Genomic DNA, 11,930 nt, shown 5'->3' with positions numbered 1-11,930 from the left:
TTAGGTATGCCGTGCGCCATGGCGCCGCTGCGCAGCTTCCAGTCAATCGGGTTGACACCGGCGGCGACCACGCGCACTAGTACATCGCCAGCGCCGCAGACCGGGACAGGTGCGTCTTCGAGTTGCATTTGACTGGCATCGCCGTAGGCGTGAATTCGAATGGCTTTCATATCATTGTCTTTCTGGATTGGAGGCTGGTAATGGTCAAATAATAGACTTTTCCAAAAAAAGATAAATAGCAGTGAATGAATAATATTTTTCCATTTATGGGATAATTAGCGAATGGAAAATCTTTCTGCCTTGCACGACATGGCCTTGTTCGTTGAAGTGGCTCGTACCATGAGCTTTAGTCGGGCTAGCACCAAACTCGGTGTGCCGGGTGCGACGTTGTCGCGGCGCATTGCTGCAATGGAACGCCATTTCGGCGTGCGCTTGCTAGACCGCACCACGCGCAAGGTAGCCCTCAGCGAAGCTGGGCAACGCTACTTCGAGCGCTGCGCCCACCTGGTGGACGAGGCACGGGCGGCGCAAGAGGCACTGTACGACACCGTCAATCGCCCTATCGGCCATGTGCGCGTGTCGATGCCGGTCGATTTGGGGCTGACCTACATCGGCCCTTTATTGCCCGACTTTGCCCGCCAATACCCCGGCATCAGTTTGGATTTGGACCTATCGCCCCGTCATAGCAATCTCGTGACTGAGCATGTGGATTTAGCGATTCGTCTGGGTGAGGTCGTGGGCGATCAATTGGTGGTGCGACGCCTGGGGAGCCTCGAACACTTTCTTTTTGCTGCCCCAAGTTACCTGGCTCTGCACGGGCAGCCGCAGCAGCCCGCTGAACTGGTTGAACACACCTGCATCACAACCGGCAGTGCGCAGCAAGCTAGCAACTGGCACTTGCAGCGCGATGAGCGCGGAATGGATGTCCAGGTGCGCGGTCACTTTGGCATTAACAACCCTGGTTTGATCCGCCTGCTGGCAGAACGGGGTTTGGGTATTGCAGCTTTGTCACACAAACTGGCGCGCGAGGCCGTCAGCGCCGAGCGCCTTGTCCGCGTGCTACCCGATTGGTCTTTCAAACCCGTCCCGGTAAGCGGCGTCATGGCCACGCGGATGCAGACTGCCAGTGTGCGGGTTTTGGTGGAGTTTTTGGCAGCGCGACTGTCGCTGGAGTGACCGCCCAAGGAGCACTGCGCGAACAGCGACGGACCATGTTGCCCGGCCACGGCGCTACGTGCCTGGCTCGACGCCGCCGCAGTCGCGGCCAGGACGGTGTTGCGCTCGATCAGAAAGTGGGCAGTGGTGAGCCGCCCCCGACCGGCGCATGGGCAGCGTGAACACGGTCCTCGAAGACGGAGGTGTACTGTCAATCGTGGACACGTCCGTTGCAAGCAGCCAGCGCCTCTTTCCTGAAATTTTCGGCGAATGCGGCTGGCGATACGTAACCAGGACGCGAGTGGCGTCGCTGGCGGTTATAGAAGATTCCGATGTACTCTTTGATCGCTGACTCCGCGTCGGCCCGCGTGGCATACCTCTGATGATGAATCATTTCATTCTTCAAGCTGCCCCAGAAGTTCTCCAGCGCTGCGTTGTCATAGCAGTTTCCCTTGCGCGACATGGACGCCTGCATGCCGAACTGCTCGACCAGCTTGCGGTCATCGTCGGCGCAATACCGAGTGCCGCGATCGGAATGATGGATCAAGCCAGGGATAAGCCGGGGAGCGCGCTCGAGATGGTTGGTGTCGATCGATACCTCTGGTTCATTCAAATAGACCGACAGGCCGACCCGGCGCTCCCGGATATACGCGAGCGCACCGGTGCGAATCTGGTGCCCGACCTTGTACAAGGCAACGATCACGTCCAGTGCCGGCTCGGCTTGCGCCGGCTCGATATCCCTGGCATCAAGGATTTTACGGACCGCATGTGCCCAGCGCTGTACGTGCGTGATCCCGGTCTTCTTCGCGTAATGCTCACAGGCGCTGTCGCTATCGCTCTGCAATACCGCCCCAGTCGGGCGCTGCAGACCACGCGCGGTCTCGAGGTGCTTTGCCGCCCGGCTGGGGTAGTACGGAAAGCGGATTTCATCGTGTTCACCCACGACGCGTTCACGCAGCCGGACCGCTTTCTTCGACGCGACTGCACCTGCAAGACTGCGGCGCAGGTGCGCTTGCATGCCTTGTCGAAGCTCTCGATGTCGCTGCGAGCAATTATCCGAGTGGTAAAAGTGCGGCGCAGGATAAGGGCATGCGGCTTCAATGTCAGCCCACGGATGCTCGCCGCGTCACGCCGCGACCAGCTTGCGCAACCAGCCCAGCAGCACCGTGGGCAGCAGTTCGGCGCGCTGCAGCAGCGCGTAGGCATGCTCGCCGAACACGGCCGGCAGGTAGCTCGCGGCCTGGCGGTCGATCGTCAGGCAGAATGGCGAGATGCCCTGCAGGCGCGCCTCGGTGACGGCCTGGCGCAAGTCTTCCACGCCATAGCGCCCGTCGTACTGGTCGACATCGTTCGGCTTGCCATCGGAAATCACGATCAGCAGCTTGTGGCGGGCCGCCTGCCGCATCAGCACAGCGCTGGCGTGGCGCAGGGCGGCGCCGGCGCGGGTATAGTTTTCCGGCTCCAGCCCGGCGATACGCAGCGCAACGTCATTGCCATACGGTTCGGCGAAGTGCTTGATGGCGCGCACCACCACCCCGCCCGGCCCCTCGCCGGAAAAGCCGAGCACGCTGAACGGCTCGCCCAGGCCCTGCAAGGCCGCGCAGACCATGAGCAGGGCTTCGCGTTCGACATCGATCACGCGGCACTGGCCGGACACCCAGCTGTCGGTCGAGCCGCTGATATCGACCAGCAGCATCACGGCCAGGTCGCGCCGGCCGCGCCGTTCGGCTTCGTACAGGCGCTGGTCGAGCTTGCCGCCGGCAAGCAGCTGCGCCTGGTTGTCGATCCAGCCTTGCAGGTCGATGGCATCGCCGTCGAGCTGCTGGCGCAGCCGGGTGCGCTGGGCGCGCAGCAGTTCGAACTGGCGCCGCACTGCGCGCAGCAGCGGTGCCTGGCGCCGCAAGATGGCGTCCAGCGTGGCCTGCGCGCCGGGCAGCGCGGTACGCACCGTGACGATGGCGCCGGGGTCGCGGTAGCAGCGGGTTTTCCAGTCCCACTCCGGATAAGGGCACGCTTCGCCGTCGGCGCCCTGCGGCGCCATGCCCTGGCGCCTGGCCTGGGCGTCGGGCGGGTCGTCCGAGAGCAACACTTCGCGCGCCGCGCCAGGCGTGGACACCAGGCGCGCTTCGGGCAGTTCGGACAGCGCGTCGGCAAATTCCTCGGCGGCGGTACTGGTATCGCGGTCGGTGGGCCGCTGCACGCCCAGGGCGTCTTCGGCCTGCTCGTGCGGCTGGGCCGTCTGCACCATCATCGGCCCGGGCGGCGGCTCGTCATCCTCGTCCTGCCGGCGCGCGCGCGGACGGCGCGCCAGCCGGGCGCTGCGCCGCGCTCCGGAATCATCGTCACGCTCGCCGGCGCGGGAAGCTGCCGCAACGCTGGCGGGTGCCGGCATGAATTCGCCCAGCCAGCCGTCGCCTGCCAGGACCCGGCCCTGCACCTGCCCGCCCGGCGCGGCCAGGCCGGGCGCCATGCGGCGCGCCTGTTCCAGCACCTGGAGCGGCGTGCCTGCCTCATCGGCGCGGGTGCCCGCCAGGACGGCTTGCAGCGCCTGCTCCAGCGCATGCAGGGATGGCGCGAGCGTGCGCAGCAGGGGCCGCGCGGCCAGCGCCGTCAGGCGCCAATCCTGTAGCGCGCCCGCGATGCCGGGCAGCAGCCGCTCCAGCGCGGCGTCGGCGGCGCGCGCTTCGAGCAGGTGGTAGCAGGCTTGCACCCAGGCGCTCTCGCGCTGCGGGTAGTGCAGTGCGCTGCCGCGCGTGGCGCGCATGGCTTGTTGCAGCAGCAGCAGGCGATAGCGCGCCAGCGCGCGCTGTTCCACGCCGTCGATGCCGCTGGCGATGGCGCGCGGCAGCCAGATGCTGTGGCCGTCGGTGCCCGGCAGCGCGCTGGCCGGCGGCGGCGCTTGGTGGCGGCGCAGCAGCTTGTCGAGGAAGGTGCGCGGGGCCGGCGGCTGGGAGGGACGCAGGCGGAAGCTGCGGCCGAAGACGGCGTGGGCCAGCAGATCGAGGCGCGCCGCCACGTCGCACAATGCCAGCTGCGCCGGGCCGGGACGCGGGCGGTGGCGCCGCCAGTAAGCTTGCACGAAGATGGTGGCGTGCCGGGCGGCGTCGGTGATGAGGTCTTCCGCCTCCGCCATGGCTAGATGAAACTGGCGCCGACCAGGTCGCGCATGGCGCCCACCAGGGCCGGCTCGTCGGACAGGGGGGCGACGATGGCCGCGTAGCAGGCCTCGGCCACCGGGATGCCGCCGCCGATCAGGCGCGCGGCGGCGATCAGCAGGCGCGTGCTGGGCACTTCGGCCAGGCCGCGGTCGCGCAGCTGGCGCAGGCGGGTGCCGAGCGTGACGAGAGCGATGGCAAGGCTAGCTTCAACCTGTCCCTCGTGCGCCACGATGGCCGCCTCGCGCGCGGGCGGCGGGAAGTCGAAATCGAAGGCGACGAAGCGCTGCCGCGTGGACGGCTTCATGTCCTTGAGCATGCGCTGGTAGCCGGGGTTGTAGGACACCACCAGCTGGAAGCCGGGCGCCGCCATCACGCTTTCGCCGGTCTTGTCGATCGGCAGCATGCGCCGGTGGTCGCTCAGGGGATGCAGCACCACCACCGTGTCCTGGCGCGCCTCGACCACTTCGTCCAGGTAGCAGATGGCGCCGTCGCGCACGGCGCGGGTCAGCGGGCCGTCGTGCCATGCGGTGCCGCTGGCGCCGATCAGGAAGCGGCCCACCAGGTCGGATGTGCTGAGGTCGTCGTGACAGGAAATGGTGATCAGCGGGCGCTGCAGGCGCCAGGCCATGTATTCGACGAAGCGCGTCTTGCCGCAGCCGGTCGGGCCCTTGAGCATCACCGCCAGCTGGCGCCGGTGGCACTGCTCGAACAAGGCCACCTCGCCCGCGTTTTCCAGGTAATAGGGCGCCGCCGGCGCGGGATCGTCCTTGCTCACGCCGGCTGTGCCCTTGGCAGCGTTGCCGCCGGGTCGTCTTCCTCAAGCGGCCCCAGGCGCGGTGCGAAGCGGAAGAAGTCGATGATGAACAGCACCACCCCGATCGCGAACATCGATCCGGTGGCCAGCAGCATGACGAAGTGAATCTGGATTTTGAGCTGGGCATCCAGGAAGCCCAGGCCCATGATGCGTTCCAGATAAACCTGGGCGATGCCGGCCGTCGCAAACGAGAGCGTCATGCCGAACATGCCGCCGAGCTGCAGCCAGAACGACCAGTAGCCCATCGTAGTGCCTTGTTCCGGACGCCGCGACAGCCCCGGCATGGCATAGCTGATCATGGCCAGCACGATCATGACATACGCGCCATAGAAGGCGGCGTGGCCGTGCATGGCCGTGATCAGGGTGCCGTGGGTCCATTTGTTCACGGAGGGGAAGGTGTGCGCCAGGCCCAGCAGGCCGGCCCCGAACAGGGTGAACACGGCGCTGCCCACGGTCCAGTGCAAGGCCAGCTTGTTGGGATGGGCCACGCCGGAGCGCTTGATGGTCGAGTAGGCGTACATGGCCATGCCGACCAGGGCCACCGGTTCCAGGGCGCTGAAGATGCCGCCGATGGGCAGCCAGTAGGCCGGCACGCCGATCCAGTAGTAGTGGTGCGCCGTGCCCAGGATGCCGGCAATGAAGACCAGTCCCACGATCACGTACAGCCATTTCTCCATGACCTCGCGGTCGGCGCCGGACAGGCGGATCAAGAGATAGGCCAGGAAGCCGCCCTGAATCATTTCCCATACGCCCTCCACCCACAGGTGGATGGTCCACCAGCGGTAGTAGATCGAGACGGTGTAGTTTTCGTAGTGCAGCAAGGCCGGCAGGTAGAGCACGGCGGCCAGGCCGAGCCCGCCCAGCAGCACGCCCTCGGTGGTGGTCAGGCGGCCCGATTTCTTGATCGTCATGCCGACGTTGTAGAGGAACATCAGCATGACGATCACGATCACGATCTTGTGCGGCAAAGGCTGCTCCAGCAGCTTGTTGCCGGTGCCCCAGCGGAACAGGTAGCCGATGATGGCGGTCACGCCCATCAGCACCCACAGCACCAGCTGGATGTAGGCCAGTTTGGTGCTGTGCAGCTCGGTGCGCGATTCGTCCGGCACCATCCAGTAGGTGGCGCCCATGAAGCCGCACAGGACCCAGACGATCAGCAGGTTGGTATGGATGACCTTGGTAACATCGAAAGGGAGGATGTACAGCAAGGGATCGGGTCCCAGGTACTTGGTGGCGGAGAGCAGGCCGAAGACCAGCTGCAGTCCGAACAGGGACAGCGCGACGGCGAAGTACCAATAGGCGACAGACTGCGACTTATATCTCATGGCAATAGCTCCGCAAAACGATTCGGCTCCAGCGTTGCTGGGCAATGACGCTTATTTCAGCGAGGACAGGTAGGCGACCAGTTGGGCAATCTGCTCCGGCGTCAGGGTCTTGCCGTAGGTGTCGGGCATGAAGGACTGGCCATTGGCCGAGTACATGTCACCGGGTACCGTGTGCGCGCTGGGCGCCGTCACCGCCTCCCGGATATACCCGTCCACATCGGTGGCCTTGCCCTTGTAGCCGCCGCCGGCGAGCAGGGCCGTGGTGCGGCCCACCAGGCCGGCCAGCGACGGCCCGGCCAGATTGACGCCGGGAGCGGTGGAATGGCAGGCGGTGCATGCCGGCACGGTGGTGCGGAACAGGCGTTCGCCCAGCGCGGCCGGATTGTCGTCGCTGGTGGTGGGCCGCGCCGCCGCTGGCGCGGCGGCGGGTGCGCCGGGCGAGGCCGCCGCGGCGACGTCGGTGCCGGGGAAGGTGGCGCCGGTGACCAGGATGGGGCGCGGCGGCCAGCCCTGGTTGTCGACATTCGAGACCCAATCGAGGAAGGCGATCAAGGCCGCAATGTCGGGGTCGCTGATATCCTGCTTGGGCATGAGGCGCCGGTGCCGCGTTTCGTCGTAGAACTTGGACGGGTCCTTCATGTACGCGGTGAGGTAGGCGTTGCCGCGCAGCTTGGTGATCTTGGTCAGGTCGGGTGCGTAGTAAGCCCCTTCACCAAAGATCGTGTGGCAGTTGATGCAGTTATTTTCGTGCCACACATCCTTGCCCCGGGTGACCTGGGCCGTGATCTTGTCGGCGTTGGTAAGGCGGCCGAACTGGCGGTGGCTGTCGAGCGTCAGGGCGAGAAAGGCGACTGCGGCGAGCACGGAGGAGCCAATGGCAAACAGGCGGGCTTGGCGTTTGTTCATGGCGCCTCCTAGACCGAGATGGCGGGCCAGTAACGCACCGAGATGATGGCCGCATAGCCGATGGCTGCAAGCACGAGCAGGATGACCAGGTACGCAAACAATTTAAGGGGAGTGATCCATCCTTGCATAGTGCCTCCTTGCTGGAAACTGTAGCAAGACTAGCACGATTACCATGAATTTTGTTGCACAGAAAACACGTACGTCAAATTTGTTCAGGGAGGCGAGCAAGGCGCGGGCGCGCTCTGCCTCGAACCCTGGGACAAGGTATGGCCAACGCATGAAGATATCCCATCAGGCCCAATTGTTTCTCCATTGAGAAATTTTGTGCGCAACACGCAATTTGGGTGTATTATTTCTTTTAAGGGAAACATTCAAGTATAAAGATACTTCTGCATCATCATTTCCAAAAAGGGAAACAATGGCTCGCACTCTCTCCGTTCCCGGCACGCCAGTTGGACCACGTATGAGTAGCCTGGCAGACCTCGGCGACCTTGTCCGCAACCGCCGCCTGGAGCTCAGACTACGAATTGACGACGCCGCCCATGCGTGTGGCGTGGCTGCGAACGTCTTTTCCCGCCTCGAGAATGGCGGGCCCATTGGTGCTGACCGGCTCTTGCTTGTACTCGCTGGTCTCGGGCTGACCATGCTGGTCACGACAAAAGAGCATGCCCATTCAATGCTTCCGGCCAGCGACCCATATTCCGGAGGGCCATTGTGACCCATCGCCTGCATGTTGCTACACTGGGTGCGCCAGTTGGGGAGATCATTTTTAACTCCCGGGATGACAATTATGGGTTCCAGTATGACGATGCCTGGGCCCGGTCGACAACAGGCTACTACCTGGCGCCTGCCATTCCATTCAACACCGCTCCGCACAGCCCGGGCTCTGTGAAGCGCTTCCTGGAAAATCTGCTGCCGGAAGGCCGCGCGCTGGACATTGCAGCCCGAATGAGCCAGGTCTCGAAGAGTAATGTTTTCGCATTGGTCCAGCTACTTGGGAAGGAACCGGTCGGGGCCTTCAGCTTCCTGGCATTGGACGCTTCACCCCAGGAGGCCGCAGACATAGCACAAAAGCAGTTAAGCGAGCTTGTTCGCCGCCCCATTTCAGACGACGAGCTGAGCCAGCGCATCCGCGAACGCGACGCGATTCCCTTCCCGGTATGGGACGGCAAAGTGCGGTTGTCGTTGGCGGGCTACCAAGATAAACTACAGGTCCTCGTTGAGGGCGAGCGCTTATCGCTCGCCGATGGCGCGCTTAGTTCGACCCATCTGCTCAAGCCAGAAAGTCGCAATCCGTACATGCCATGCATGGTAGCCAACGAACACTATTGCATGAGCCTTGCAGCACGCGTCAATCTGGCAGCGCGACTGAACCTGCCGGTCGCACCGGTCAGCATGAGGCGCCTGCCGGAGCCTATCCTGCTCATTGAACGGTTCGACCGTGCAGTAGCGTGGAACCCGCAAGCTCCTGATACCGCGACGACGGTAACGCGGATGCACATCATCGACGCTTGCCAAGCCCTGGACCTCCCCTCGACCTTCAAATATGAGCGGAACTTGGGCGCCGGCAAGGACGTGCGCCACATACGAGACGGCGTGAGTTTCGAACGGCTGTTCGGCCTGCTCGAACAGACGATTGTGCCAGCAGCAGCGCGCACTTACCTGCTGCGATGGGCAATCCTGCAACTCATGCTCGGCAACAGCGACGCTCACGGCAAAAACATCTCCTTCTTCGTTCGACCGGCCGGCTTGGTGCCCGCGCCAATGTATGACCTCGTATCGGTGAACGCCTATGGCGACCACGTCGAGCGGGACATGGCCCTGGCGTACGGGGATGTGTTCATACCTGAGGAAATAACTCCGTATGCGCTTGCCGACTTCGCACATCGCACCGGAACGCCACCAGCCCAGATGGCACGTGAAGTCACACTCATTGCACGTGCTGTGCTGCGCCTCGCGCCGGAGCAAGCAGCCATGGACGTCTACATCGGCGACGAGCGTGCACTTGTCGCTCGGATTGCCGAGTATATTTGCGCCCAGGCCAACCAGCTTCTGGCCATTGCGCGCGACGTCCCCAAGGTCAACCCGTCCTTGTTTGAAGATGTCAAAGGTGCACTACGTTAGCATCGTTGACCCAAGCGTTCTTACCGTTGCGCCAATGGCAAAACGATTTTTCAGCACCGGCCGGCCGCGACATGAGCGCATGCAGCCATCCGGACCTGGCGCGTTCAGGCAGCCCGGCAATGAACCCGGAGCTCCCCTTGTTCTTATTGCCCAGAGCAAGCTTCCCCTCCCATGTGAATTTTGCATAAGCATTGTCGTTGCCACCTGTTCATGGGAATATTGCAACATGCGACGGCTGGGATTCCCGGGCCGTAAGGAAAAAACGACGTGAATAACAGACACCTGCTCTTCGCTTTTGCCGCACTGCTCTCGCTCGCCCCCCATGGCGCGGCGCAGGAGTCGCCGACCTTGCGGAAAATCGCGGAAACGGGCGTCATCAGCATCGGCTTTCGCGACAAATCGATCCCGTTTTCCTATCTCGACAAGCAGCAGCGGCCGACCGGCTATTCGATCGAACTGTGCTATCGCATCGTCGACGCCATCCGCACCCGGCTCAAGGCGCCCGGCCTGGAAGTGATGCTGCGCCCGGTCACCTCCGCCAACCGCAGCGCGTTCATGCTCAACGGCATCGTCGACCTCGAATGCGGCTCGACCACCAACACGCTCGAGCGGCAAAAGGAGGTGGCGTTTTCGGTGACGACCTTCGTCGCGGCCACCAGCCTGGTGGCGAAAAAGACGGCCCGCATCGATTCGCTGCAAGCGCTCAAGGGCTCGACCGTCGTCTCGACGGCCGGCACCACGGCCATCAACGCGCTGGGCGACACCGCCCAGGCACAGGGGCTCGACCTGCACATCATTGCGGGCAGGGATCACGCCGAAGCGTTTTCGCTGGTCGAGGCCGACCGCGCGCTCGCCTTCGTGATGGACGATGTGCTGCTGCACGGGCTGGTCGCCGCCGCCAAGGACCCGGGCATCTACGCCATCGCCGCCACCGATTTGCCGGTGCAGCCGTACGGGATCGTGGTGCGCAAGAACGACCCCGAATTCAAGAAACTGGTGGACGAAGCCATCGTCGCGCTGTTCAAGTCCGGCGAAGTGCAGCAGATCTACCGCAAGTGGTTCGCGCCACTCCAGCTGCCGATGAGCCCGGCGCTGAAAAAAGCGATTGCCGCCCCCACCGATTCGGGCGACCCGGCCGCCTACCGGTGAAGCAGGCAATTGGCGCGGTCTACCGCGCCCCTGCGCAACGAGCCTGCCTTGCAAGGCAGGCTTCCTTCGCCCGTTATCATAGGGTTAATCGCCGAACAGACTTTTCGCCGTCCCGCAGCAGTAAAGCGCGTCATGAACAATGGCGTCGCCTACAAAAACCACCGTCCCTTTAGGAGATCGCATGCTTCACAAAAATCCCGCGCAATCGATGATCGCGCTGTTTGCCCTCTGGTTCTGCATGGCCTCGGCCACGCAGGCGGAAACTGCCGCGCCCAAGCTGGCCAACGTGACCATCCTGGCCACCGGCGGCACCATCGCCGGCTCCGGCGCCAGCAGCACCACCACGGTCGGCTACACCGCCGCCACGGTCGGCGTGCAGCGCCTGATCGCGGCGGTGCCGGAACTGGCCAAGGTGGCCAACGTCAGCGGCGAACAGGTGTTCCAGATCGCCAGCGAGAACATGAGCAACGAGCACTGGCTCACCCTGGCCAAGCGCGTCAACGTGCTGCTGGCCCAATCGAACGTGGACGGCATCGTCATCACCCACGGCACCGACACGCTGGAAGAAACCGCGTACTTCCTGAACCTGGTGGTCAAGAGCCGCAAGCCGGTGGTGCTGGTGGGCGCGATGCGGCCATCGACCGCGATCTCGGCCGACGGCCCGATCAATTTGTACAATTCGGTGATGCTGGCGGCCAGCCCGGAGGCGGTCGGCAAGGGCGTGCTGGTGGCGATGAACGACCAGATCCAGGCCGCGCGCGATATCACCAAGGTCAATACCTCGACCCTGGACAGCTTCCGCACCCCTGAATTGGGCTTGCTCGGCTATATCCAGGGCAGCAAACCCTTCTTCTATCGCCAATCGCTGCGCAAGCACACCACCGAGACCGAGTTCGATATCGGCGCGCTGCAATCGTTGCCGCAGGTCGACATCGTGTACGGCTACGCGAACATGAATCCGGTGGCGCTGGACGCCTTCATGGCGGCCGGCGCGAAGGGCATCATCCACGCCGGCGTGGGCGATGGCAGCCTGGCTGGCAAAGTGGTGCCGTCGTTGAAGGCGGCGCGCGCCAAGGGTGCGGTCATCGTGCGCTCCAGCCGCGTGGGCCAGGGCATTTTGGCGCGCAACGGCGAAGCCAATGACGACGAGCTGGACTTCGTGGCGGCCGACACCCTGAATCCGCAAAAGGCGCGCATCCTGCTGATGCTGGCGCTGACCAAGACCACCAGCACCAAGGAGATCCAGCGGATGTTCTATACCTACTAAGTTCCACCTGGAAGCCTGCCCCGCAAGGCAGG

At 63.9% G+C, this 11,930-nt stretch carries 9 protein-coding genes and 2 pseudogenes; 4 read left to right on the top strand and 7 right to left on the bottom strand.

What is annotated here, in order from left to right:
- Positions 1-282 precede the first annotated feature (282 nt).
- Positions 283-1,176, top strand: coding sequence for a LysR family transcriptional regulator (locus tag PO883_RS30520; protein ID WP_289313114.1), 894 nt, complete (start codon positions 283-285; stop codon positions 1,174-1,176).
- 190 nt (positions 1,177-1,366) lie between these two features.
- Here PO883_RS30520 and PO883_RS30515 read toward each other — a convergent pair.
- From PO883_RS30515 to PO883_RS30485, 7 genes and pseudogenes are all read right to left on the bottom strand, one after another.
- Positions 1,367-1,705 (bottom strand): annotated as a pseudogene (locus PO883_RS30515) (IS3 family transposase); the annotation flags it as partial.
- Between the two features lie 126 nt (positions 1,706-1,831).
- Positions 1,832-2,173 (bottom strand): annotated as a pseudogene (locus tag PO883_RS30510) (transposase); the annotation flags it as partial.
- A gap of 108 nt (positions 2,174-2,281) precedes the next feature.
- Complete coding sequence (locus PO883_RS30505) at positions 2,282-4,288, bottom strand: nitric oxide reductase activation protein NorD (RefSeq protein ID WP_289313113.1); 2,007 nt, start codon at positions 4,286-4,288, stop codon at positions 2,282-2,284.
- 2 nt (positions 4,289-4,290) lie between these two features.
- The gene (locus PO883_RS30500; protein ID WP_289313112.1) at positions 4,291-5,088 is read right to left on the bottom strand and encodes a CbbQ/NirQ/NorQ/GpvN family protein; all 798 of its coding nucleotides are present in this window, start codon (positions 5,086-5,088) and stop codon (positions 4,291-4,293) included.
- Positions 5,085-6,452: a cbb3-type cytochrome c oxidase subunit I gene (locus PO883_RS30495; RefSeq protein ID WP_289313111.1), complete on the bottom strand. Its 1,368-nt coding sequence runs from the start codon at positions 6,450-6,452 to the stop codon at positions 5,085-5,087. The genes PO883_RS30500 and PO883_RS30495 overlap by 4 nt, the downstream gene beginning before the upstream one ends.
- Positions 6,453-6,503: 51 nt before the next feature.
- Positions 6,504-7,358: a c-type cytochrome gene (locus PO883_RS30490; RefSeq protein ID WP_289313110.1), complete on the bottom strand. Its 855-nt coding sequence runs from the start codon at positions 7,356-7,358 to the stop codon at positions 6,504-6,506.
- 520 nt (positions 7,359-7,878) lie between these two features.
- Positions 7,879-8,031: a hypothetical protein gene (locus tag PO883_RS30485; protein ID WP_289313109.1), complete on the bottom strand. Its 153-nt coding sequence runs from the start codon at positions 8,029-8,031 to the stop codon at positions 7,879-7,881.
- A 41-nt stretch (positions 8,032-8,072) separates the two neighbouring features.
- Here PO883_RS30485 and PO883_RS30480 point away from each other — a divergent pair, with 41 nt between their 5' ends.
- From PO883_RS30480 to PO883_RS30470, 3 genes are all read left to right on the top strand, one after another.
- On the top strand, positions 8,073-9,482 hold the full coding sequence (locus PO883_RS30480; RefSeq protein WP_289313108.1) for a HipA domain-containing protein: 1,410 nt from the start codon (positions 8,073-8,075) through the stop codon (positions 9,480-9,482).
- 267 nt (positions 9,483-9,749) lie between these two features.
- Positions 9,750-10,631, top strand: coding sequence for an amino acid ABC transporter substrate-binding protein (locus PO883_RS30475; RefSeq protein WP_289313107.1), 882 nt, complete (start codon positions 9,750-9,752; stop codon positions 10,629-10,631).
- Between the two features lie 181 nt (positions 10,632-10,812).
- On the top strand, positions 10,813-11,898 hold the full coding sequence (locus PO883_RS30470; RefSeq protein ID WP_289313106.1) for a type II asparaginase: 1,086 nt from the start codon (positions 10,813-10,815) through the stop codon (positions 11,896-11,898).
- Positions 11,899-11,930: the final 32 nt, after the last annotated feature.

Origin of the sequence: Massilia sp. DJPM01 (assembly GCF_030348125.1) — a bacterium.
GTDB lineage: Bacteria > Pseudomonadota > Gammaproteobacteria > Burkholderiales > Burkholderiaceae_D > Telluria_A > Telluria_A frigida.
The sequence above is the reverse complement of the archived record's forward strand: the minus strand, read 5'-3'. Positions and strand labels throughout refer to the sequence as shown.